The following is a 23748-nucleotide window of genomic DNA, read 5'->3' as shown; positions in this document are numbered from 1 at the left end:
TATTCAGATAACGACAGAGATTGTATCATGGAGAGGAGAGCTTTTCAATATTTTTGCCTCCGCGTCTCACGGGACCAGGGGAACCTCATCTTGCCAATGTCAGGAAAACAAAATATACAAGATAGGGACGACGGTTTTTCTGTTCCGCTTTCGAAATCAAAAAGAGAGCGCTTCGCTATCTCTTGACACTCTCAAATCGTTATCATTTGACAGTTTTCCCTAAAAAGCCTAAAATTAGAGAGGACTAACACACAAGGAGGGTTTTTTGCGATGAATCACCGAATCAGTGCTGTAGTGCTCAGCGTATGTCTCCTGCTCCTTACAACAGGGGCAATCGCAGCCGATACGAGCTTCACCGATCAAGCGGGTAACACGGTCACACTGTCCAAGCCCGTAAACAAAGCCGTTACCATCCCCATTCCATCGGCCAGTATGTTCATCGCCATTGACGGTACCCACCGACTGGCTGGAATGCACCGATTGTCCAAGTCGGCTATGGACGGTTTCCTCCTGGGTACGTATTTCCCCGAGGCTCTGAAGATTCGTCACGACGTGGTAGGGGAGGGCTTCATGCCTAACGCTGAGACGTTGTTGGCCATCGATCCAGACATCGTCTTTCAGTGGGGGACTCAGGGCGAGAGAATCGTTGAGCCCATCAGAAACGCCGGGCTTACGGTCGCTCTGTTCAAATATGGAACTCAGGAATATCTTGAGGGCTGGCTATCCATGTTCGGGACGATCCTCGACAAGAAAGACAAATCAGAGGCCATTCTTGCGTGGCATCACGACACTCGAAAGGCCCTGACCAAAGCCACAGCAAAGATCCCCGAGACGGAGCGACCCCGTGTGCTTTATTTTCTCCGGTACGGCTCGGGGTTGAAAGTGGCTGGAGCCAATACCTACAACGACTTCTCCATATCCTTAGCGGGAGGGCAGAACGTAGCCCACGATGCAGCTCAATTCGCCGAGGTCAACGAGGAGCAGATCCTTTTGTGGGACCCAGAGATCATCCTCATCAACGGCTTTGAAAAAGGGGTGGTCCCCAACGACGTGTACACCAATCCCAAGCTGGCCTCAGTCTCAGCCGTGAAAAACCGTCGGGTTTACAAGATGCCGCTCGGTGGCTACCGATGGGATCCACCGAACCAGGAATCTCCCCTGGCCTGGAAATGGCTGTCCATGGTTTTCCATCCCGATCGTTTTCACTGGAATCTCCGGGGCGAAATTGCCGAGAAACACAAATTTTTATACAACCATATTCCCAGCGACGATGACCTTGATATGGTCCTCCGCATGGACATCAACGGGGATAGTGCCGGATACGCTATCTTTAACAAAAGCAGCTCTACCGGTTCATGACGGACGGTAAATCGTCAGCATCAATCCTGATCTGGCTCGTGCTGACAGCTCTGACTATCGGAACTTTCGTGGTCTCCATCGGGGTGGGACGATACTTTGTCCCACCCGATCGGGTATTGGGAATTCTGGCCTCCCTGATCGTACCAGTAGAACCCTTCTGGACCCCTAAGGAAGAGGCCATCGTGATGCTCATTCGCTTTCCTCGCATCGTGGCGGCTCTGATCACCGGGGCGGGGCTCTCTGTGGCGGGGGCAGCATTACAAGGGATGTTCAAAAACCCCCTGGTTGGCCCCCAAATCATTGGGGTCTCAACCGGTGCCGGTTTCGGCGGTGCTCTGGCTATCATGGCATCCTGGGGGGGGCTCTCCATCATCTCTTCAGCCTTCGCTTTCGGCATTGTGGCGATAGTCTTGGTTTGGTCCATCTGCGGCCGAATGGGGCGAGGCTCCCTGCTTCCTCTGATCCTGGCGGGAGTCGTAGTAGGAGCTTTCTTTACGTCTCTGACATCTCTGCTCAAGTTCGTGGCCGACCCCTACGACAAGCTTCCGGCTATCGTTATGTGGCTCATGGGGAGCTTTGCTACAGTAACCTACAAAAGCCTCGCTACCTCCATTCCAGCTCTGATCGTCGCGGGAACGGGCTTGTATGCCGTTCGTTTTCGGATCAACATCCTGTCTTTAGGCGAGGAAGAGGCCGAGAGCTTGGGAATGAATCCCCGACGAACTCGATGGTTCGTCGTGGCTTGCGTCACCCTAATCTCGTCGGCAACTGTGGCACTGGCAGGAATCGTAGGCTGGGTGGGACTCGTCATTCCTCACGTCGCCCGAGCCATAGTAGGGGCGAACCACAGACGTCTTCTTCCGGCTTCGGCCCTGATCGGAGGAGCCTACCTCGTGGGTATGGACGACCTGGCCCGATGCGCCACAACTATGGAAATTCCACTGGGGGTCATCACGGCCCTGATCGGAGCTCCTTTCTTTGCCGTCCTCCTCATCAGGGGACGGGTACGAGAGGGGGGAGGCCGGTGATCAGAGTAGACGCGGCTGGTTTTCGTTACGGCAACGGCCCATGGATATTCCGAGGATGCTCCTTCCAGGTTCATCCCGGAGACATCCTGGCGATCCTGGGTCCCAACGGCCGGGGCAAGACATCGCTCCTTAGAGCTATTTTAGGAGTCCTGCCCTTAAGAGAGGGCTCCATTCAAGTTCAAGGCGATATGGGGTACGTTCCCCAAAATGGCGGGGGAGCTTTTTTCTCCTACTCGGTCTTGGAGATGGTGATCATGGGACGAATCCGTCACATGGGTTTTTTCGCATCACCAAACAGACAGGATCGAGAGGCCGCCAAGACAGCTCTGGGAACCCTTGGCCTTCTGGATTTTCAGGATCGATCTTTCGCCAAACTCAGCGGCGGCGAACGGCAACTGGTCCTCATCGCCCGGGCCCTGGCGTCGGGGTGTTCGTGTCTTCTCCTGGACGAGCCGACCTCGGCGCTGGATTTCAAAAATCAGAAAATTGTCCTGGATGTGATCCGGGAAGTTCGAAATCACGGCCTGACCGTGGTCTTTACCACGCATGGGCCTCATCACGCCCTTCACGTGGCCAATCGATGCCTGCTTATGTTCGACGAGAGACACTTCGCTTTCGGTGATTCGGAGACTGTACTGAACAATCAAGCCCTTCGGCAACTCTACGAAACCGACATACGAAAGGTACACATCGCTCAAAAAGACCTGGACCTCAAAACGGTGATCCCGGTCTATCAATAAGATGAAAGGACGGCACCCAATGGCTACGACTATCGACCGACAAGCACTTCAGACTCTTCTGTATTGCATGCTTACATGCCCCTGCCCCGTGACTGAGGATACCGAAAGGGCTTTGATGCGCTTCTTTTTAGAGAACCCCAAAGAATCTTTCGAACTTGACGAAATCCTATCCGTCGCAGCTCAAAATCCGAAGCCCACGCCGGTACACCTCTTTCGAAACTTCTTCATGGACGGACCGGAGGATCCTGAGAACGCCAGAATGAAACATCGAGATGTCCTGAGGTACTTCGCCTCCCATTACCATTTCGAACGATCGGTCTCATTCTACGACCCTCTGGCGGTCTGTCCTGCCGCGCCTTACCTGGTGAGTCACATGCTTCTGCCCGTGACGATCCAGGGAACAGGACCGTTGGTGGACGCCATCTGGCACTGGGGCGAACAAACCGTTATCCTGAAAAACAACGTGCTCTTTCCGAGACTGAAAGAACCGGGAAGCCAAGGGCGATTTGCCCTTCATATGGGCGGTATCGTAGCAGCTCTGACCGACGACGAAGCTCGTGAAATGGACCGAAGACTGGGAGACATCCCCCAGCTTAGTTTTTTGACCCAAGAAGCTCCCGAGGTGGACAACGACCGACTACATCGGGACAAGGGGCATATCGGGACCACCATGGAACGGATTCGACGACATATGCCTCTTTGAGGAACGACGTGGTCGATCGACGAAGCTCCATGTGGTACCATACATGCATGGGGCTTTGTGCTTTTGGATCAACGGAGTTGACTCCAACTGTAAGGACGTGATGACCATGCTCGGTTCCTATCTTATGCCGTCGGTGAACCTCATGGAACGGGGAAGCCTTCGGGAAGTCGGGCCGTGGATCGGCCGGCTGGGCGGTACCAAGGCCCTTATCGTGGCATCCCTGAGCGACTACGGAGAACTTCAGGGCGCAATGGTCCTGAACATTCTGAAGAACCACGCTCTTGACGGCGTGCTCTTTGCCGGTGCAGGCCCCAATCCCACCGAAACCATGGTGATCGACGCCGCAGAGCTGTACTGCCGCCGGGAATGTGACTGCATCGTCGCCATCGGCGGAGGAAGCGCCATAGACTGCGCCAAGGTGACCGCCGTCTCGGTCGGGCAAATCGAGGGAATCAAATGGTTCGGCGCCCGGAAACGACCGCCCTTCGTGGCCATCAACACCACAGCAGGCACCGGGAGCGAGGCCACCAGTTTTGCGGTAATCACCAAGGAAGCCGACCACCGCAAGATCACGATCCAGGACTGGATCCTTATGCCCGACATCTCCATCAACGACCCGGAGCTCATGCTCTCCATGCCACCGAGGCTCACGGCGACCACAGGGATGGACGCTTTGTCCCACGCTGTCGAGGCCTACGTCTCCACAGAAGCTTCTTCTTTCTCCGATGGGCTGGCCCTTCAGGCCATCCACACCATCTTTCGTTGGTTGCCCACGGCAGTTCGACATGGCTCGAACATGCAGGCTCGAGAAGCCATGTGTCACGCCGCTTTCATGGCCGGAGTGGCCTTCAACAACGCTGGACTGGGGTACGTCCATGCCCTCTCCCACCCGGTGAGTGCCATGTACGGATCGGCCCATGGTCTGGTAAACGCTATATTGCTGCCCGTGGTAGAGCAGTTTAACCTCTCGGCGGTAGCCCCCAAGCTTGCCGTGCTGGGATCGGCTATCGACGAAGCGACGTATCGCCGATACAATATCGACACATCGGGAAGCCGCACCGAGGAAAAAGCGGAGAAGACGGTAGAAGCCATGAGGGACCTGGCCCGGGAAATTGACATTCCTCCGGGGCTTCGGAATCTGGGTGTCAGAGACGAGGATGTGGACACCTTGGCTCTGGCAGCGTCCAGAGAGGCTATCGGTGCCACCAACCCACGAAAAGGCGTCCTCTCGGAGATCCGGGACCTGTACCGACAGGCTATATAACCATCCGAAATAAAGAACTGCTTCTCCGGACTCGTCGGCTTTGCCGTCGGGCCCGGTCTTTTTTGTTACAATACACAGATCGAAGAGAGGCGCAGGCTAGTCAGTCCTGAGAGGAGAGATCCCATGTTTCTGCGAAAAGAGTTCACTTTCGATGCCGCCCATCGTCTGGAACGCTATAGGGGCAAGTGTGAAGCCCTCCACGGCCACACGTATCGCCTGGCAGTCACGTTGCAAGGGACGCCGGATCACGAGGACATCGTCTTCGACTTCACCGAGCTCAAACGCCTGGTGACTGACCAGGTCCTGAGTCACTTGGATCACTCTTACCTGAACGATATTCTGGACCAACCCACTGCCGAGAATATCGCCCTCTGGGTTTGGAGAATCCTGGATACCCAGGTCCGACGCCCGAACTGCGAACTGTACTCAATCCGCCTTTGGGAGACTGCTACAAGCTCGGTGATCATCTACAGAGAGGACGTGACAAAGTGACCGCCTGGTTTCATCGCTTTCGTTCGACGGAAGAGCTCAGGGAAACCCTGAATGAGATAGGCTGCGACCCCGGAGCTCTGCCTTACATCGACGACCGTCGACAACTCACCGCACTCCGTATCGCCAATGTGGACACCCGGGGTGCCAACGTACTTAAACAGGAGATGCTGTCCAGGGGGGGAGATGCAACAGTCCACCGTCACGCCATCGATCGAGGCGTGGACCGGTGCGACTGTCTGATATTCGGTTCTCGAAAGCAATTGGGATCTCTGGCAGAAAAGCTTGCCGTCATGCCTTATTGGGGTCTCGATGACGTACGGGAGGATATTGAGAGGAGCCTCCGTCGCTCTAAAAAACGACGGCACACCTTACACCTGCCCCGAAACCGCCAATTAGAACTGGGACAGTCCACGCTGCTTATGGCTATCGTCAACCTCACGGACGACTCGTTCTTCCCCGGCAGCAGGGCGGCTTCGGTACAAGAGTGTCTGGATCGAGTTCAGACCATGGTGGACGATGGGGCGGACATTCTGGACCTGGGAGCTGAGTCCACCAGGCCAGGCTCCAGCCCTGCCACAGCCGAGACAGAGTGCGAGCGTCTCGTGCCGGCAATAACGGCAATTCGGGAACGTTTTCCCGATATTCCTATCTCGGTCGACACCACCAAGGCATCGGTGGCCCAAGCCTGCGTCCAGGCAGGAGCGGATATAGTCAACGACATATCGGGGCTCGGGTTCGACTCAGACCTGCCCCGCACTGTAGCGGACTTGGGCATCCCCCTGATCCTCATGCACATCAAGGGAGTGCCCCGAACCATGCAGACCTCTCCACACTACGCATGCCTGCCCGGTGATATCTGCCGCTTCTTTGAGGAACGGCTCGACTTGGCCGTAGCAGCCGGTATTCCCCGCGACCAGATCGTGCTGGATCCAGGTATCGGCTTCGGAAAGACCGTAGAGCATAATCTGATCCTTCTGGGGCACGGCGAGTTCTTTCGTACTCTTGGGCTTCCTATCCTGATCGGGCACTCTCGAAAATCGACTTTCGGCACCGTGCTGGACCAACCCACGCCGGAGGAACGCCTGGAGGCGACGCTTGCCACCACAGCTCTGTGTGCCTGGCAGGGGATCGATATCGTTCGGGTCCACGACGTCAAAGCCAACCGTCGAACGCTGGACACAGTATCGGCCCTCCGTCAACCGAACGTCTGGCGATAGGCTCAGGACCGGAACAACCAACTTTCCAGGGACACAGGCTCACCGGGAGCCCCACCGGCCATTTCCCGACGAAGGTCGCCCAAAAGCGCCGTCCGCTCAGCGAAAGCGTTGTGACGATGGATGCTCTCAAAATTTTCCTGACGAGCCAGGACAAAGGCATCGTCGGGGAGCTCAGGCGAGATCTCCATCACGTTCCGAAGAATCTCTCGAACAACGTCCTCCACGAACCTCGGATTGGCGTGAGCCTTGTTGACCACGAAAAACTCGTCCGGCCTCTTGAGGAGCTCGTATATCTCCGAGCTCATAGATGCCTCAGCCAGGTGGACCAGGCTTTCGGCCCAAACGGTTCCACCACCGATCATGAGAGTGGCTCGTCCCCGCTGATTATGGGAGGCCAGGGGCAGGATAGCAACGATCCGCTCGGCCTCGTCTTGATCGTAGCCTTGGGACATGAGAAGCTCCTTGGAATGAGAACGGATCATCTCCTGAGCACAGGGACAGACGGTCAAGCCATCCACCTCCACTCCGGAGACGGTGCGGCAGGTACTCCCGAAACAGGCAGCGATACCTATGAACCGGTAGATCTCCTGAGATTCCCGACCCGAAATAGGAGTGTGTTTTTTCAGGGGGAATCGGGCTTTGATCCTAACCTCCGCTCGCAGAGCCTCCTGACGGTCTGCAACCAATGAAGCTAGCTGGGAAGCCAGAGTCTCAATGTCCGGTGCGGCCTCACCAACCACCGAGTCAGCGACGTCCTCCAGGATCTCGCTGAACCGAGACATATGAACCCCGGCCCGGCGCGCCTCCAGGTCAGCAAACAGATCCATGGTGGCGTAAAACAGAGAGACCTTACCGCCATGCTCCAGACGGATGATCCGTTCCAACCCGGTAACTCCAACCCGGCCCAAGAACAAGGGCACATCGGGCGCGCTTTTTTGAACATCCCGATCCAGGGGAAACTGAAGTCCTCGACGGACCAGCTCTACTCCGCTCAGGTCAACGTCCGACAGAAGATCGGCCACACGCCGCCCTAAAACGGGATGGACCACGTCAGGAGCCAGTTTCGCCAGAGGCGCCAAGACAAACCCCCGCTCGTGCATCCTGGGATGGGGGACCTCCAGGTCATCGTCGCGCACCACCTGATCGCCGTAGAGGATCAAATCCACATCTATGGGACGAGGGGCATTGCAGAAGGACGGCATCCGCCCCATACACTGTTCTACCCACTTGGCCAAGGTCAGAATTTCCCCCGGCGAGAGGTCTGATCGGATCTCACACACTCCGTTAAGAAAGCGGGGCTGATCCGCATACCCCACTGGATCGGTCTCATACAGGGGCGATACCGCCACAACCTCCACCTTGGCCTGAAGATACTGAAGGGCCTGAAGGATATTCCCCTGGCGATCACCCAAGTTAGCCCCAAGGGCCAGAAAAATTCTTTGGTCTTGGTTCATGACCGTTCCTCCTCGTTGAACGCTGTCGTGGAACACATTGTACCAGAAGGGAGAGATCTTTATGGCGACGGTTGTCCTGAAAAAATGCCGATCCTACCGCTCAGCCAAGGAGGCCATCGCCGCAATCGTGGACAAGCTGGGAGGAATGGCGCATTTCGTCAAACCGGGAGATTCCGTGCTTATCAAGCCCAACCTTCTGGGAGCCCATGCCCCTGACGAAGCCGTGACCACCCATCCATCGGTGGTACAAGCCGTAGCCGAGTTGATTTTAGACTGCAGAGGACGGCCCGTCGTGGCCGACAGCCCGGGAATCGATCGATTTCGAGCGGTGGCAGCGAAAACCGGCATGGCAAGGGTTGGTCAAGAGCTGGGCATTCCCGTGATCCCTTTAACTGACTCCTGCCCCGTACCACCCCGACCAGGCACCCCCTTTCGACGGATCGAACTCTCCCGTCAGGTCCTGGAGGCCGATAGAATCGTCAACCTGCCCAAGATGAAGACCCACTGCCAGATGACCCTGACCCTCGGCGTCAAAAACCTATTCGGGACGGTCGTCGCTCAGAGAAAGGCTGAATGGCACTACAAGGTGGGATTGGATCGGGATCAATTTGCTCGCCTTCTTGTGGAAATATGGGCAGCCTGCCCTCCTGCCCTCACCATATTGGATGGCGTCCTGGGCATGGAGGGGCGAGGACCATCCAACGGCATGGCCCGACGCTTCGACCTGATCGCAGCTTCGGACGATTCCTTAGCCCTGGACCTGACCCTTGCCCCCATGATGGGAGTACCCTTGCCGTCCTTTCCTCTGTATCGTTCGGCAAAAAAGGCAGGAGTCCTTCCGAAAAACATTCGACGGATATCCGATCCTCGGCTTCCTCTCCAGTTCAAATCGGTCATACTGCCACCCGAGGATTCCCTCCGCCTCCTCCCCTCATTGCTGGATAACTTTGGTCGTGATATTCTGGCATCCCGACCGGTTCAGAACCAACAACGTTGCGTTCTGTGCGGCAAGTGCGTCCGCATCTGTCCGGCTGACGCTATAACCATTCGGGGGGCGCAATTGGTCTTCGACTACCAATCATGTATACGTTGCTATTGTTGCCAGGAGATGTGTCCTCAGGACGCTATCGACCTCCAAAAAGGCCTTCTTCTGCGCCTTTTGGACATCCTGCATCGCTAACATTTACATCATAATTGAAATGACTTACCCTGATGAACGGGAGCATCTCATAGAAAATCCCCCAGTAGAGCAATCGAGAACACAGAGATGTCCGTTTCCCCCTCCCGAAAATTAAGGCTTAGATTTGGAGCGTCCTATGGTCGTCTCTGCCAACATGGTCCCCTCGTCCCCCATAAGCAAAGGCATGGGATCTACTAATCGACCTCCCAGGGCCACACCAAAATGGAGATGTGGTCCAGTCACCCTCCCGGATTTTCCAGAGACTCCCAAAATATCCCCCGCATTGACCATTTGCCCCTCCCTCACAGCAATCTCCGACAGGTGAAAATACATGGATATCACCGATTGCCCATGATCCACGTAGACCGCCCGCCCGACATAGTAGAAATTCCCCGTCAGGATCACCCGTCCAGAAGCAGCACACCGGACCGGTGTACCCACAGGAGCTCGAAAATCCGTACCACTATGGCGACGCCTGGGAATGCCGTTGTAGATCCGACGGAAACCGTAAGGACTTGAGATTGTCCCCAACACGGGGCGAAGAAAGGGTAAAGACCATAAACGCCTGTCAGTCACTGTGTTCAACGCAGCTCGGAGCCTGATCCGTTCTTTGGCGATTCGTTCATGCACTGAGGTGGGAGGATGAACCATGGACGAGGTCACGGTCAGATGCTCAGAAGGATAAACCTTGGGGAGGACGTCTATGGTCCACCGGGAAACGAACCGCACCTCCTGAGAAGCCACCCATACCTTGAGGAGTTCCCCGACAGCCGGTTTTCTGGCAGCATCGGTTCCCAGCAGCGCGACTCCCTCCAGGAGGCCATCCCCGGCATCCCGAAGCTCCACGGGCACGTTCCGCCCCCTCCATGACAGAGTACACCGATCAGCCTCCCCCCATACCTTCACCTGTACCAAAAAGGGCTCACCCAGCAGGACCTGCCTGGGAGCCCAAAACTCCACAGGTCCAGCCAAGGCTGTCCTGGCAGTCACAAACATCAAAAAGCAGGCCATCATCAGCCGCGATATCACAGATTGGTGACTCTTTGTAGTCATAGGCCCTCCTGAATATAAAAATTCCCGACGACCTCAGGCCATCGGGATTCAGTATATCACCACCAAACGTCGCCAGGATAAGCTCCCAACGACTTTCGACACACGATTTCAGAGATCAGCCGATGCCTCCTGGAATAACGACGCCCAGGATCAACACCACGACAGTCAGAACACAATAGACGTAGGTCCCAAGCGGAATGCCCCACCGGGGGAGCGGCGCCTTCCTACCCTTTTGAAGTTTTCCAGCCACGTACGCACCACCGAAGCCCCAGAAAAACATGATCCCAGCCATAGCGGCACCTAGGAGACAGACGTAGATGGACACGGCGTCCATCCCATCAGTGTATTTCAGGATCCAGCCCACGACCACCGAATACCCAATGGCCAGGGCCAAAGAACCAAGAACGGGAACAGCACCCAGAAGCTCGCCCAGAGCACCACGTCCACCCCGAGACTCCACTGCACATCGGAAAGCTCCCATGGACCCTGATCTGGTGCCCCGTCCCAAAGCCATCTCGCCAACCACACCTGAGGCCGCGATGAGGATCATGAACAGGAAATAAGGAATCAGAAAGGTCCCACCACCGTACTTGGAGACCCGCTGGGGGAACATCCAGATGTTGCCCATACCCACCGCCGAACCGATACAGGCCAGTGTGAAACCCCAACGAGTGGCGAAAGTATCCCGAGCTCTTTTCTCAACGCTCATAGAGGATCACCCTCCTTTCTCGTCTTCTCCCCTCTTCGTTCCTCTGAAAAGTGAAAAGCAGCCTGAGAGCCGATCAGCCCTCCACCGGGGCCAGGGATGCCTGGAAATGACGAAGTATCGGAGGCTCCCAGGTGATCCGATAACCGTGCTTTACCGACTCCCGACGTTTCCAGATTCGGTCTATAGCCTCCAGGACCATATCGTAATGGGACTGGGTGTACACCCTGCGGGGAATAGCCAGCCGGGTAAACTCGTTGATGGACTTGATCTGCTTCCCCGTGTCGGGATCGTTGCCCATCATGTACGAACCGATATCGCATGACCTGAGTCCGCATTCCTTATAGAGCTCCACCGCCAAGACCTGGCCGGGGAACTGATCGTAGGAAATCTGAGGATAGAACTTGGCTGCATCCAGAAAAATGCCGTGCCCCCCGGCGGGTGCCTGATAAGGGATACCCAGCTCGTCAAGAATCTCGCCCATATACTCCATGGTACCGATACGATAGCGAAGCCAGTTCTCGTCCAACCCCTCGTAGAGACCGACAGCCATGGATTCAAGGTCACGGCCGTTCAGACCACCGTAGGTGTAGAAGCCCTCGCCGGAAATGCAGTTGGCCTTGATCTTAAGGATATAAGGTGCCTGATCGTCCCTGACGCCGATGAGCCCCCCCATATTGACGATGGTGTCCTTCTTGGCCGACATGGTAAAAGTATCGGCCAGGTCAAAAAAGGCCCGAGTAATCTCCTGGATCGACATATCTCGACACGCATCCTCCCGAAGCTTGACGAACATCGCGTTCTCGGCATACCGGGCAGCGTCGATGTTCAGGTGAATACCGTACCGTTTGCAAATCTCCGCCACCTGACGCATGTTCTCCAGAGAAACGGGCTGGCCTCCCGCTGAGTTGTTGGTGATGGTCATAACCACCATCCCAATGTTTTCAGGCCCCTTATCCCGAATAACGGCCTCCATCCTTGACACATCCATGTTCCCCTTGAAGGGAGCTCGAAGTTGGGTGTCAGCGGCCTCGGGGTTACAACATTCCAGACACCGGGCCCCGGCCAACTCTACATGGGCTCGGGTCGTATCGAAGAACAGGTTAGCAATAGCGTATTTGCCCGACTCCAGGAATGCCGGAAACAGCACCTTCTCTGCTGCTCTCCCCTGGTGGACCGGCTGGATGTACCGATACCCGAAAATATCCTGAGCGGCCTCAACCAGCTTGAAGTAGCTAGAGCCCCCAGCGTACGCCTCGTCGCCCCTCATAAGAGCCGCCCACTGAGCGTCGCTCATAGCGTTGGTACCCGAGTCGGTAAGAGCGTCCACGTAGACGTCCTCACCCTTCAGCCGGAACAGGTTATAGGATGCCTCCCGGATGGCAGCCTCTCTGTGTTCCCGAGTCGTCACCTTAATGGGCTCCACCATCTTGATACGATAGGGTTCTGGTATGAACTTGGCCATAATAGACAACACCTCTCAAAAAATTATGGATACTCTTGCACAGAACGAACTCCTCATCATAAGTATAACATGTGCTATGAGGACGTTTTCTACAGGATTTTAGGGCTTCTGCCAGAACTGTTCTAGACAGTGTCGTCATGATATCTGTATTGTGGTAAACTTTCTCAGAAAATAGAGATTCGGGAGGAATGTACCATAGACGCTTTGCATAGAAGACACGACATTTCGGATATGGAAACTGCTGGAACCTCATCTTCCCGGCGGAAGGGGTTCGTGGGAAGGGGGCTTAACACAAGGATACGTCTGGCCGTGGATGCGCGTGGCATGCCGATCCGAATCCCTGTTACAGAAGGTACCCGAGCGGATTGCAGCCAGGCTCATACCCTGATTGAAGGAAGAGACGCCGAGTACCTGCTGGCCGACAGAGCGTACGATACGGGTGCCCTAGCGGTGCAGATTCATTGTTTGGCCCTGTGGGCAAATATATCGTGACGACACTGTCTAGCCTATACAAAAGAGAACATTACTAAAGAGCCCCTCTAAAAACACAACCTTTTGACTCGAGAGCAGGCACCTGTCCTAATAAGATTCCTTTTAGAATAAAAGCAAGGGGACTGTCCTACTTTTCAACGAGCTGTGTTTTTTCCTTTTTTAAAGGAGCCCTGAAGGCTTTTTTCTTTGATAAATTAAAGAAATGGACTTCTCAGCTATTTTTTAAATAAACCAGAATCAACATCGATCCCAAGGCCTGGTTTCTCTGGACAGACTACCTGCCCCTTCTCGATAAGCAGAGGCTCCGCCACTAAATTGGTTCTATGCAGTTCCGACCCCAATAACATGTCGTTCGGATACGAAAGGACAGGCTGGCTCGCAACGAAATGGACACTAGCGGCTTCACCGATAGAGACCTCTAAATTACTTCCCGCAGTTCCTTTCAATCCTGCTGCTTCAATAATTCCTGCCATTTGACATGCTCGATAGAGCCCTCCTACCTTACCAACCTTGACGTTGAAAATATCGGCCGCTTCATGACGCACCACATTGCAAAGATCGTGTATGTTTGAGGCACTTTCATCGGCCATTACGGGAACACCTCGAGCATTATCCCGAACGAAGCGAAGACCCTGAAGATCCCATTTTCGAACAGGTTGTTCGATGGACTCCACTAAACAATCCCGAACTCGCTCCAAAAGCGTAACGGCTTCTCTCGGTGTAAAACCCTGATTTGCATCCAGTCGGAGACGAACATCACTTCCAAGCTCCTCTCGGAGAGCATGAATCAAATTCACATCCTTTTCAAGATCCTTTCCTACTTTAATTTTGATAACCCCATAGCCCTCTTGCACTCGCTGACGGGCCTCTTCCAAAGAATGCTGGAAGTCCTGAAGCCCGACAACCCAAGAGAGGGGCATCTTCGATCGCACCTTACCTCCTAACAACGTATAGACAGGAAGCCCGAGACTTTTTCCCATAGCATCGTATACCGCAATGTCCACTGCCGCCTTAGCTGCGGTATTGCCATCAATGGAAGCATCCATCTTTTGATGTATTTTGGCGATATCAAAAAGATTCTCCCCCACAACGACTTCTTTAATATAGCGATTAATAACAGTTTCTATGGTGTATCCTGTCTCCCCCATGAAAGCAGGAGAAGGAGAGGCCTCCCCATAACCTACGATGCCATCCTCGGTTTCCAAACGCACCACTGCATGAGCACGAGTATTTGCCGCATAAAGCGCAATTTCCCAGGTTTTTTTCAGAGGAAGTTCAAAAACCCTGGTTCTAACATCCACAATTTTGCTGTTATGCACAGTAGAATCACTCCTTGATATGTGTCATGGCAAATGTTGTATAGAGCAATTCACCTATTTCATTATGAAAAATGATCCCTTTTTGATTATCTCTAAGATCTTTTGTCATTACCACCACAAGCAGAGTTTTCTCAGGGAACAACAGAATACCGACATCATGTTCCGTACCGGGAAGATCCCCTGTTTTATGGGCAAAAGGAGCCCCTGGAGGCATCCGAAAAGGCAGTTTATTATTACACTGCTGTCGCAATAGGATGTCCAGCATAACATCCCTTGAAAAAGAGGAAAGCTCCGCATTTTCTAGATAATGCCTCAAAAGAAGAGCCACATCTTCAGGGGAAGTGAAATTATCCGCTCCTCGGTCTTTTGCTTCGCTATCCATCATTTTCCGCTGCAGCGAGGTTTGTTTTAGACCAAGGCTCTCAATAGTATCGTTGATATTGTCCATACCAAGAAGATCAATGAGCATATTAGTAGCCACATTATCACTCAACACAATCATAAGTGTAGCAATGTCTTTCAACGAAAGCCGAAGCCCGGCATGCATTTCTTTAAGAATCCCAAAACCCTCTACTTTATCTTCTTCCAGAAGTTCCACTTCATCCTGTAGGGAGAAGTCTTTTTTCTCCACCCTGCTGAATAGCTCCCAAAGTATTGGAAGCTTGATCACGCTGGCAGCAGGAAAAAGCTCTGTCGCATTCCATTCCTTCCGGTTTTTTCCCTGCAGATCCTCAATAACTAGACCTACTGTACCACTCAGGCTATTAATTCTATCAGATATAATATTAAACATGTTTCTCATCCCTAACGAAAAGCCAGAAAGGCCCTGATCATGACATATCCGGCTACCGCAAAGGTCAGGATAAGTCCATTAATAACCATGGATTTCAAATCCTCAGAACGGGCAAGCCTCATCTCTCCTATCATATCTCCTCCAGGAAAGGCAAAAAAGTCATCTGAGAACCTACTAACAACACCAAAGCCCAAAGTGTCATGGGAATATCCAACTGTTTCACCAGGGGGAGAAACATTTCATGAATCACCTGAAGCTGAGCTACTGCAGCTCCAGGAATACCAAAGACCCCTACCAGCATAGAGAGCCCCAGAAATCCCACTTGACCGCTCTTTTCAATAAGGGGTTGCAGCATATTTGCAAGTGCCGTAAAAGCTCCAGTTTCGCTAACGAACTGAATAAAGGGGTTGAACAGAACGAAGAGGAAAAAGAGCCACATCAAACGGCTTGCCCCATGACAAATAGAATCAAAAATTTCATTAAGAGACATCTTCCCAGCAAATCTCGTTATAACCGCGGTAATAAGCATAACCGCCACAGCAAAACTAGCCCCCCCCCTTGATCACAATCCCATAAGCCACCAAAACAGCCATGGTTACTTGGATGCCTGTCATTGTAATGTGTAGGTTTCAATACATTTGTTACACAGAGGAGGCAAAGACCCTCATTCCTGAAGTTGGGTCGATAGAGGATCAGATCCCTAGGAAAACAAAACGACGAATCTGAGCGTTTTCTGATACTGTTAGGTCACCACACCACACACAGACAGTAGATTCAGATCCGCCATAAAATGCATAACACGACGCATGCTCTTCAGAAGAACATACCGGTAAGTTCACCGGCGAGTGAAACAAATGAAGCTAAATCTGGCTGCGCTGTGTTTCATTTGATCCTTTTCGAATTAGTGAAGAAACGTGCACCTTACCCGTCTCCGAGGCGCAATCCTACCCAGAGGCCCTCTGAACGCGTGTCCCTTCGGCTGCATAATTTTCGGCTCTTGTATTCAGATCTGCTCTTTCGAAGCTATCGACATTCTCGATGGTTTCGTTTCCACCGACGAGACGAAATACGTTGGGTACAAAGCCTCTATCGCCAGTTACCCTCTGTGTCCTGTATGTTGTATCCTCGGTCTGTAGCCCCCCTTCCTCAAGCCAGGCGTTGTTCTCATCGCTTTTATAGGCTGATTCGGTAGAGATGTTTTGTTGGTGTTACTCGGATCTATGAGGCCCTTAAATATGTTGCTGTCCTGGGCTAAGGCATCGGGTACCCTATCGTCTCGGATAATTTTATGCTTAATTTCGATCTCTACGTGTTTCTTATTTTCGAAGAATTTTTGCCGTTTTTCTTCGTCTACCTGGTCTTGGTCTCTTTTTGAGTTTTCTTTTACTCAGGCAAGTCTTCCGGTGTTTTTCTGTCCTTAATGGCGCAATTTTCATCCCTTGCCTTCTCTTAAACGGATTTTTAACGACAGAGGTGTCTTATATTGCCCGCCACACAACGACGCCCCTGTATCCGCTATAGAGGCAGAAGCCAGTTCCTATTCTCCTCTCCAAGACGGATACGGAGTCACGGAGAGGGCATCACTCACGGGAGCAGGTTCATCCCGGTCTTCTCTCGTCAAACACGGTTATCGTCACCTTAGTGCCTCTCCCTCGTTCACTCTCCAGATCGAACCGACAGCGGTGACCATACAGGAGCATCAACCGCTGATAGCAGTTTCGAACACCCAGTTTCTGATTGCCCTGAGGATTCTTCCCAAATACCCTCTCTCTCAGTCTTTGGAGCTCCCCCTCTCCCATGCCTACGCCATTGTCGCTCACACAGATCTCGACGGCGCCATCTTCTCGAAAACTCTCGACGACGAGCGTTCCCCCATCTCCTTCCTTAAGAAGACCGTGTTCGACGGCATTCTCCACGATAGGCTGGACGGTGCAAAAGGGCACGATCAGATCTTCCGTCTCTCGATCACAGGACACAACGTACTGTATCTTGTCGTCAAAGCGAGCTTTTTGTATGTCCATGTATCTACGAACATGTTCCATCTCCTGCCTCAGAGAGACATGGGCCTCGGACATGGTCAGGTTATAGCGAAGCATACCCGAGAAAGACGACAGCATATGAGAGGCCTTCTTCATCTCTCCCATATCAAGAAGCCTGGAGATAGAGTTGAGGACGTTGAAGATAAAATGAGGCATAACTTGTTTTTGAAGGGCATCGAATTTGGCGTTCGCCAGTTGTCGATTAAGCTCCATCTGCTGCTCCTGAGCACGGAGAAGTGCTTTGACCATCTCGTTCATCTCGTTCTGCAGGCGAGCATGAGCGTGGACCTGTAGTATGTAGTCTGTCAAAGTCTGAAGAGAACGGGCCGTCTCCTCTATCTGTTTTCTGCTGAGCGTCGCTATTTCACCATAGTATTCGGCGTATCTCCTATTCTCCAACCAGTTCATCCGTCTTGAGAATGGATCCCTGGGGAAATGAGTCATATCGTCGCAGAGGACTTGTCCCGCCGTCATGGCTCCGATGTATTCTCCGTCGAGTATCAGGGGAATCTCAATATTGACCAGACCAGCATGACAGACGTAGATGGAGGGCCGATCCTCCCTTAACCCGATGGATATGGCCTGTTCGTTGGAACATCGGCAACACTCTCGTCCCAGCGGCGTCTTGTTAACAGCTGAACAAAAACGGGTAAAATTACTTCCTTCTCCTATATGACGACCGTGCTTGTCGACAAACACCACCCCAAAACCCGTAGCATATGCGAAGGACTCCTGGAGTTTTTGCTGGAGGTCTTTGGTTACCAGATCGTTCAGATCAAGCATCTCCTCGCTCCTTTTTTCGCCACGCCTGAGGGGGCATGCCAAAAGCATCCTGAAAGGCCTTATGGAAGCTCGACATGCTTCTAAAACCAGCTTTTTCGGCAATCTGATAGATCCGAAGCTCCGTTTGGAGCAAAAGACGACAGGTCTCCTCAAGCCTCCGGTGTCTGAGGCTCTGAAGGATAGACTCTCCCATCTGTTCCCGATATAGTCTCCCGAGGTAGTCCGGGCTTAGAAAAACCTTCTTTACTAGGGTTTCAACCCGAATGTATTCTCGAAAATCTTCGTCGATGAAACGATGGACCACCTCGACTGGCGAGCTTCTTGAACGAACATGGACATCCGCGACCGATCTTAGCCGCTCCAGAAAAGCAAGAGCCTTTGTCTGAATCTCCCTGCAGGACCAGGAATATGACATATCCAGGATCGTCTGTCTCCCCTGAAGATATTCGATAACATCCGTCGAGACTCCCTTATCGTAACACGTTTTTTCTAGGTTAAAAATAACGTTGATGACCTGGATCTTCAATATGTCCAATGACTGCTCAAAACCAAGGTACTCTCGCAACGACTCCATAGAGCTCATCAGAGAATAACGATCACCAAAAGCGAGAGCCGCTCCGAAGGCCTCAATCGCCTTCTGAGGAAAAAGGGAAAAGAGCGGCCTGTCCCGTGCTTCATCGACCCCGTCCTCAAAATTGGCCCCCAGATGAGATGCGAGAACCTCCAGAATCTCCTCCTTGGACGACGGCTTGACCAGGTACGCATCCACACCGAATTCTATAGCTTTTTGAGCAAATTGAAACTCGGCGTAGGCAGAATTCAGAATCACGATGGTCTCAGGAAGATATCTTTTGATTCTACGGGTCGCCTCCAGGCCGTCCAATACAGGCATACGTATGTCCATGAGAACAAGCTCGGGACGATGAAGCATTGCCAATTCAACGGCCATCTGCCCATCCTCTGCTGCTCCCACGACCCGGTAGAGACCGCTCTCCTCCACCATCCGAACGAGGAACTTCCGCTCGATAGTCTCGTCCTCGGCGATCAGAATTCCTTTCAATGAAAGTGTACCTCCTTTCTCTGTGAAAATTGTACGCGCTTGTCCCAAGCTGATTAGCGTATAAAATCGACAACTCTCTGTGCAAAACCGTCTTTTATGAGAGAAAAGGTGGACAAAAAAGTCGTTTTGAACTATTGATCATCGATTTTTGTGACGAATAGAATTAAGAAGAAGGCCTTGTTGGCAAACCTAAACACGAAGGAGGGAGAAACACCATGAAAATCAACGACCGCTATTGTTCGTTCTACTATGAGCTGGACGATGACTATGGGGAGATCTCTTTCGAAAGGGATCGAACCGCTCTTCTTATCGTCGACATGCAGAATTATTTCTTGAACCGCCCCAAGACCAAGGGAATGAGTGAACGAAAGCGGGCCTACTACGCCAAATGGGAACCATTTTATAATCGGATCGATTCCGTGGTCCTGCCAAATAACCAACATTTGCTGGCTGCCTTTAGGGAGAAGGGTATGTTGGTCTGTCATGCCAGAATCACCAGCCAACTAGCGGACGGGCGAGATCGCTCTATAGACCAGAAAGCCACTGGCTTCAACGAACTTCTACTTCCCATGGGCTCTCCGGAAGCCGAAATCACCCCCTCCTTGTCCCCAATCAAGGACGAGATCGTGGTGATGAAAACTACCGACAGCGCGGTGAGTGGTACGTCTCTTCGTCTCATGCTCCATAATTGTGGCATTCAAAGTGTGGTCGTTACGGGGGTCTTCACCGATCAGTGCGTCTCAGGAACTGTGCGCAGCCTGGCCGACGAAAGCTTTTCCGTCTGGCTCATTGAGGATGCATGCGCTGCTGCCACCCAGGAGATCCAGGAACACGAGCTCAAAGTCCTCAACAACATCTACTGTCACGTCATAAATACCGACGAAGTGTTGAAAAACTTATAAGGAGGTGTTTTCAATGGGCGGCAATAAGCTCAACAGGAACCTCAGCTTCATGCAGATGATCGCCATATCATCTGGCGCAGTCATCGGAGGGTGGCTGGCGGAAGCTCCCTATTGGTTCAGCACCACTGGAGCCGGAGCTGGCTTTTTGTTCCCAGTTCTGGCAGTGCTCCTCATTCCCGTAGGTCTGGCTTTCGGTGAGCTGGCAGCTATGCTTCCGTTCGCAGCAGGGGTGGACGTATGGACGACCAACGCTTACGGCAACACTATGGGGTTTGCGACTCAATGGATGATGTTTCTGATCCAGGTGGTTGAACCGCCGATGATGGCCTTTATTTTTGCCACGGCTATCAATCACTTCTACCCCCTCTCAGGGCAAGCTATGATGTTCGTCGCTATTGCCTCGGTAACAATCTGGTTTTTCCTCTCCAACTACAATATCAGCCTCACGGGGAATCTCTCCAATTTCTTTTTTTTCTCGATGGTCGTCATTTCCATCCTGGTGGGGATGAGTTTTTTATTAAGCGGGCACTGGAGCATGGAGAACATAACTCTGGAAAAGGGGTTCTTTCCAAAGGGCGGGGCGGGAATTTTCATCGCCATGGCCATTTTCTCCCTTAAATTCATAGGATTCGAGATGACACCCACTCTCATAGAGGAGACGAACTTCCCTCCCAGCAAAATATGGAAAATCATCCTTGCAGCCTTGTTCATACCGGCAATTCTCTACTGTTTCATAACGTTGGCTATCGGAGGCATGGCACCATGGCATCAGATAGCCGAAATGAACATGCCAGAACCCGAGTTGGTCGACCTTTACGGACTCCCGAAAATTATAGGAATTCTGGCCATCGTCTCGGGACTCATGCATGCCTTTACAACTCTTATGGGGTTTTGGACCTCCAGCGCTAGAGTGCTTTACGGAGCTGCTCAATTGAACCAGCTCCCCAAGAGCTTTATGAAAGTCAATCGCCACGGTCAGCCGTTCTTCTCAAACGTGATAGTCTACCTGTTTTCCGTGTTTTTCTGTCTCTTTACCGGTGAGAACTGGGTCCAGTACATCTACGCCATCTCCTGTATCGCTGCCGGGATCGTTTATTTCATCGCATGCATGGACGTTATGCGCCTTCGCAGGATCCATCCCGAGTGGCCTCGTCCCTTCCGTGCACCAGGTGGCACCATTCTGTTCGTCATCGGTTTGATTATATCGATCTGGATCATTGCGGGTTCATGTATGGAGCTCGACGCCGGCGGCTATTTATCCTTGGTCATTTTCTTCGCCGTCGGATACGTCATTTACATGGTCTCCAATCACTACCGTCGAACCCAAAACCTTGAGCTCGTGACCCTGACACCTGACGACATCGACAAACCGTAGGACACAGATCACAAGAGAATATATAAAGTAGTTCTCGCGATCCGTTCCCTCCCCAAAAAGCAAGAATATCACGACTCTTCATACCTCATGAGCTCTTGGATGACCTCCAGGGAAACTCAACCCGGAGAGGCTCTCTTTGGGAGAGAGCTTTCACGAACTAGGCTATGGCACAGGATGCATTTCCAAGGAAGATGTCTTAAGTTGTACCAACTGGTCTTATGGGGGTATTGATTGTGGTAATTTGCTCCACAACCATAGGCATCCAAGTTCGAACCAGGTGGAGCACTGCCATCAGAGATGCTCCAGATGCCACGCCGCTACGGCTTCCGATGATGGCGCCAACTCGGGCTATGAGGCTGTTTTCTATAGCATTTGAGGGATTCGAGCACAGCTCTTCTAGCCCCCTTATTTCAATACGTACTAAAAAAGGCACCGGGAACCCCATGGCCACCGGTGCCTTTCTCTCGAATATCTTTTACCCACCCCAAATGGGAAGCAGCAGACTCACCAGAATGAGTATGAGAATCCCGCCAAGGCCGGACGAGATCTGGCCAGCAAAGGGCGTGAGTTCCATACGTTTCACAGCCGAGAGAACGGCCACATTGATGGTGAACTTTGTATCGGACTGGTTTGTCGTAGCTTTCTCCCCTTCCACATAATACAATAAAGCTAGTCCCGAGCCAAACCCGCTTTACGGGCAGCCTGGGCCACTGCCTCGGCTATTGCCGGAACGACCCTCTCGTCTAAAGCCTCAGAGATAATCCTCTCCGGGGACAGTTCCGTACGGGAAACAAGACCTGCCAGGGCATAGGCCGCAGCCAGTTTCATTGACTCATCTATGTCCCGGGCTCGAACGTCAAGAGCACCTCTGAAGATCCCTGGGAATCCGAGACAGTTGTTGATCTGGTTGGGAAAGTCGCTTCGCCCCGTGGCCACGACAGCAGCCCCTGCGGCACGAGCATCGTCAGGATAGATCTCGGGTGTGGGGTTGGCCATGGCGAAGATGATTGGATCGGAAGCCATGGATCGGACCATGTCCGGCGTTACCAGCCCCGGCCCCGAAACTCCCAGAAAGACATCGGCTCCGGCCACGACCTTGGTCAGGGCTCCTGACTCCCTATCCTTGTTGGTCACTCGGGCCATCTCCTCCTTGATCCAGTTCATGTTAGTTTCCCGGCCGCTGTAGATAGCCCCAGAGCGATCACACAGGACGATTCGTCCAACCCCCACGGACTGAAGAAGTTTGCAGATGGCGATACCGGCGGCTCCAGCACCGTTCACGACGATCTTGACGCCCTCTATGGCCTTGCCCACGACCTCAAGGGCGTTCAGAAGCCCCGCCAAAACGATGACGGCCGTTCCATGCTGATCGTCGTGGAACACTGGAATATCGAGACGCTCTTTGAGCTTCCGCTCAATTTCGAAACATCGGGGGGCAGCTATGTCCTCCAGATTCACTCCACCAAATCCGCTGGCGATCATTGTCGTGGTCTCGACGATGACATCTACATCCTTGCTCCCCACACAAATGGGAAAGGCGTCAACTCCAGCAAATCGCTTGAACAGCACGGCCTTGCCCTCCATGACCGGGAGCCCGGCCGCCGGACCGATATCTCCTAACCCCAAAACGGCACTGCCATCCGTGACGACAGCCACCATGTTTCCCTTGGAGGTATACGTATAGACATCCTCCGGCACCTCGTGAATTCTCCGACATGGCTCAGCTACACCAGGGGTATAGACCACCGCCAGGTCGTGCATATTTCGCACTGGGATCCGGCTCTCTATCGTCAGCTTACCCTTGGCTCCTGCATGGGCATCCAAGGCTTCCCTGTAGATGCTGTTGTCGCTCATGACTCTCATCTCTCCCTTCGCCCTTTAGTGAGGCATATCACGCTACCCGACTGTATCGTGATCCACAATCGTTATCAATATGTTTGAACATAAGAACGAGGACGACCGCCCCCCCAGGTGCTTTCAGATCCAGGGGGCCGGTTACGCAGACATTGGGTAGAGCGACGAGTGACCAAGTTACCGTATTTCCCTTGCCGGCATCGAACAGGAGACAAGGTCGAGAACTTGACATCATCTTACTGGAGGACATCCACGATAAACCGTCGTTGCAACGCATACTCCACCTCTACTGATAAAGAGGCACCCTGATGAGAGTACCTCTCAATAACAGAAAATCAGTCTTTTTTGACCAAAGCTGTAGACTTCACGACAAACCGTCCCATCTCGGATCGAATCTCCTGAGACAACGTCTCCAGACTCTCCGCTTGATGGAACACCTTCTCGGCCATTCCAACCGCGCGAGTCGCTCC

The 23748-nt window shown here is 52.9% G+C and carries 20 protein-coding genes and 1 pseudogene; 10 read left to right on the top strand and 11 right to left on the bottom strand.

Translation table 11 applies throughout. The annotated features are described in order from the left end of the window. The first annotated feature begins 270 nt into the window (after positions 1-270). The 7 genes from CSA35_00405 to folP all read left to right on the top strand — a co-directional run bounded on the left by CSA35_00405 (position 271) and on the right by folP (position 6803). Positions 271-1359, top strand: coding sequence for an ABC transporter substrate-binding protein (locus CSA35_00405; protein ID PIE55550.1), 1089 nt, complete (start codon positions 271-273; stop codon positions 1357-1359). After that, positions 1356-2387 (top strand): ABC transporter permease, encoded by a 1032-nt coding sequence (locus tag CSA35_00400; protein PIE55549.1) that lies wholly within the window; start codon positions 1356-1358, stop codon positions 2385-2387. Before CSA35_00405 ends, CSA35_00400 begins: the two co-directional genes overlap by 4 nt. After that, positions 2276-3127 (top strand): hypothetical protein, encoded by an 852-nt coding sequence (locus CSA35_00395; GenBank protein ID PIE55548.1) that lies wholly within the window; start codon positions 2276-2278, stop codon positions 3125-3127. The genes CSA35_00400 and CSA35_00395 overlap by 112 nt, the downstream gene beginning before the upstream one ends. Positions 3128-3146: 19 nt before the next feature. Beyond that, on the top strand, positions 3147-3830 hold the full coding sequence (locus tag CSA35_00390) for a hypothetical protein (protein ID PIE55547.1): 684 nt from the start codon (positions 3147-3149) through the stop codon (positions 3828-3830). A 43-nt stretch (positions 3831-3873) separates the two neighbouring features. Next, on the top strand, positions 3874-5094 hold the full coding sequence (locus tag CSA35_00385; GenBank protein ID PIE55546.1) for an L-threonine dehydrogenase: 1221 nt from the start codon (positions 3874-3876) through the stop codon (positions 5092-5094). 123 nt (positions 5095-5217) lie between these two features. Further along, complete coding sequence (queD, locus tag CSA35_00380; protein ID PIE55545.1) at positions 5218-5586, top strand: 6-carboxytetrahydropterin synthase QueD; 369 nt, start codon at positions 5218-5220, stop codon at positions 5584-5586. Beyond that, a complete protein-coding gene (gene folP, locus CSA35_00375; GenBank protein ID PIE55544.1) occupies positions 5583-6803 on the top strand; it encodes a dihydropteroate synthase in 1221 nt (406 codons plus the stop codon). The genes queD and folP overlap by 4 nt, the downstream gene beginning before the upstream one ends. 2 nt (positions 6804-6805) lie before the next feature. On the opposite strand, the gene CSA35_00370 is transcribed toward folP, so the two are convergent. Then, complete coding sequence (locus CSA35_00370) at positions 6806-8257, bottom strand: 2-amino-4-hydroxy-6-hydroxymethyldihydropteridine pyrophosphokinase (protein ID PIE55543.1); 1452 nt, start codon at positions 8255-8257, stop codon at positions 6806-6808. A gap of 61 nt (positions 8258-8318) precedes the next feature. On the opposite strand from CSA35_00370, the gene CSA35_00365 reads away from it, so the two are divergent. After that, complete coding sequence (locus CSA35_00365) at positions 8319-9437, top strand: hypothetical protein (GenBank protein ID PIE55542.1); 1119 nt, start codon at positions 8319-8321, stop codon at positions 9435-9437. A gap of 111 nt (positions 9438-9548) precedes the next feature. Here the strand turns inward: CSA35_00365 and CSA35_00360 are convergent, their stop codons facing one another. The 8 genes from CSA35_00360 to CSA35_00325 form a co-directional block, all read right to left on the bottom strand. Next, positions 9549-10490: a peptidase M23 gene (locus CSA35_00360; GenBank protein PIE55541.1), complete on the bottom strand. Its 942-nt coding sequence runs from the start codon at positions 10488-10490 to the stop codon at positions 9549-9551. A gap of 115 nt (positions 10491-10605) precedes the next feature. Beyond that, positions 10606-11199 (bottom strand): hypothetical protein, encoded by a 594-nt coding sequence (locus CSA35_00355; GenBank protein ID PIE55540.1) that lies wholly within the window; start codon positions 11197-11199, stop codon positions 10606-10608. 73 nt (positions 11200-11272) lie between these two features. After that, positions 11273-12664, bottom strand: a complete 1392-nt coding sequence (locus tag CSA35_00350) for a tyrosine phenol-lyase (GenBank protein PIE55556.1) — start codon at positions 12662-12664, stop codon at positions 11273-11275. A gap of 704 nt (positions 12665-13368) precedes the next feature. Continuing rightward, positions 13369-14472, bottom strand: coding sequence for a hypothetical protein (locus tag CSA35_00345; protein PIE55539.1), 1104 nt, complete (start codon positions 14470-14472; stop codon positions 13369-13371). 7 nt (positions 14473-14479) lie between these two features. Next, the gene (locus tag CSA35_00340) at positions 14480-15265 is read right to left on the bottom strand and encodes a class A beta-lactamase (GenBank protein ID PIE55538.1); all 786 of its coding nucleotides are present in this window, start codon (positions 15263-15265) and stop codon (positions 14480-14482) included. Between the two features lie 130 nt (positions 15266-15395). Then, complete coding sequence (locus tag CSA35_00335; protein PIE55537.1) at positions 15396-15794, bottom strand: hypothetical protein; 399 nt, start codon at positions 15792-15794, stop codon at positions 15396-15398. Between the two features lie 1069 nt (positions 15795-16863). After that, positions 16864-18135 (bottom strand): hypothetical protein, encoded by a 1272-nt coding sequence (locus tag CSA35_00330; GenBank protein PIE55536.1) that lies wholly within the window; start codon positions 18133-18135, stop codon positions 16864-16866. Continuing rightward, complete coding sequence (locus CSA35_00325) at positions 18080-19195, bottom strand: hypothetical protein (protein ID PIE55535.1); 1116 nt, start codon at positions 19193-19195, stop codon at positions 18080-18082. The genes CSA35_00330 and CSA35_00325 overlap by 56 nt, the downstream gene beginning before the upstream one ends. A 167-nt stretch (positions 19196-19362) precedes the next feature. Here CSA35_00325 and CSA35_00320 point away from each other — a divergent pair, with 167 nt between their 5' ends. Together CSA35_00320 and CSA35_00315 are read left to right on the top strand one after the other, a co-directional pair. After that, positions 19363-20049, top strand: coding sequence for an isochorismatase (locus CSA35_00320; GenBank protein PIE55534.1), 687 nt, complete (start codon positions 19363-19365; stop codon positions 20047-20049). Between the two features lie 13 nt (positions 20050-20062). Next, complete coding sequence (locus CSA35_00315) at positions 20063-21424, top strand: amino acid transporter (GenBank protein PIE55533.1); 1362 nt, start codon at positions 20063-20065, stop codon at positions 21422-21424. Between the two features lie 475 nt (positions 21425-21899). On the opposite strand, the pseudogene CSA35_00310 reads toward CSA35_00315, so the two are convergent. Together CSA35_00310 and CSA35_00305 are read right to left on the bottom strand one after the other, a co-directional pair. Next, positions 21900-22034: pseudogene (locus CSA35_00310) on the bottom strand (citrate:sodium symporter). A gap of 59 nt (positions 22035-22093) precedes the next feature. Beyond that, on the bottom strand, positions 22094-23278 hold the full coding sequence (locus tag CSA35_00305) for an NAD-dependent malic enzyme (protein ID PIE55532.1): 1185 nt from the start codon (positions 23276-23278) through the stop codon (positions 22094-22096). Between the last annotated feature and the right edge of the window lie 470 nt (positions 23279-23748).

Origin of the sequence: Dethiosulfovibrio peptidovorans, from assembly GCA_002748665.1 — a bacterium.
Classification (GTDB): domain Bacteria; phylum Synergistota; class Synergistia; order Synergistales; family Dethiosulfovibrionaceae; genus Dethiosulfovibrio; species Dethiosulfovibrio peptidovorans_A.
Note: the sequence above shows the minus strand (reverse complement) of the source record. Positions and strands in the feature narration are given on the sequence as shown.

What these genes read in the sequence shown, in the direction of transcription:
- CSA35_00405 (PIE55550.1), top strand. Translation starts at nt 271, where the DNA reads ATGAATCACCGAATCAGTGCTGTAGTGCTCAGCGTATGTCTCCTGCTC.
- CSA35_00360 (PIE55541.1), bottom strand. Translation starts at nt 10,490, where the DNA reads ATGACTACAAAGAGTCACCAATCTGTGATATCGCGGCTGATGATGGCC.
- CSA35_00315 (PIE55533.1), top strand. Translation starts at nt 20,063, where the DNA reads ATGGGCGGCAATAAGCTCAACAGGAACCTCAGCTTCATGCAGATGATC.
- CSA35_00400 (PIE55549.1), top strand. Translation starts at nt 1,356, where the DNA reads ATGACGGACGGTAAATCGTCAGCATCAATCCTGATCTGGCTCGTGCTG.
- CSA35_00390 (PIE55547.1), top strand. Translation starts at nt 3,147, where the DNA reads ATGGCTACGACTATCGACCGACAAGCACTTCAGACTCTTCTGTATTGC.
- CSA35_00320 (PIE55534.1), top strand. Translation starts at nt 19,363, where the DNA reads ATGAAAATCAACGACCGCTATTGTTCGTTCTACTATGAGCTGGACGAT.
- CSA35_00330 (PIE55536.1), bottom strand. Translation starts at nt 18,135, where the DNA reads ATGCTTTTGGCATGCCCCCTCAGGCGTGGCGAAAAAAGGAGCGAGGAG.
- CSA35_00395 (PIE55548.1), top strand. Translation starts at nt 2,276, where the DNA reads ATGCGCCACAACTATGGAAATTCCACTGGGGGTCATCACGGCCCTGAT.
- CSA35_00385 (PIE55546.1), top strand. Translation starts at nt 3,874, where the DNA reads ATGCATGGGGCTTTGTGCTTTTGGATCAACGGAGTTGACTCCAACTGT.
- CSA35_00305 (PIE55532.1), bottom strand. Translation starts at nt 23,278, where the DNA reads ATGAGCGACAACAGCATCTACAGGGAAGCCTTGGATGCCCATGCAGGA.
- CSA35_00355 (PIE55540.1), bottom strand. Translation starts at nt 11,199, where the DNA reads ATGAGCGTTGAGAAAAGAGCTCGGGATACTTTCGCCACTCGTTGGGGT.
- queD (PIE55545.1), top strand. Translation starts at nt 5,218, where the DNA reads ATGTTTCTGCGAAAAGAGTTCACTTTCGATGCCGCCCATCGTCTGGAA.
- CSA35_00340 (PIE55538.1), bottom strand. Translation starts at nt 15,265, where the DNA reads ATGTTTAATATTATATCTGATAGAATTAATAGCCTGAGTGGTACAGTA.
- CSA35_00335 (PIE55537.1), bottom strand. Translation starts at nt 15,794, where the DNA reads ATGCTTATTACCGCGGTTATAACGAGATTTGCTGGGAAGATGTCTCTT.
- CSA35_00365 (PIE55542.1), top strand. Translation starts at nt 8,319, where the DNA reads ATGGCGACGGTTGTCCTGAAAAAATGCCGATCCTACCGCTCAGCCAAG.
- CSA35_00370 (PIE55543.1), bottom strand. Translation starts at nt 8,257, where the DNA reads ATGAACCAAGACCAAAGAATTTTTCTGGCCCTTGGGGCTAACTTGGGT.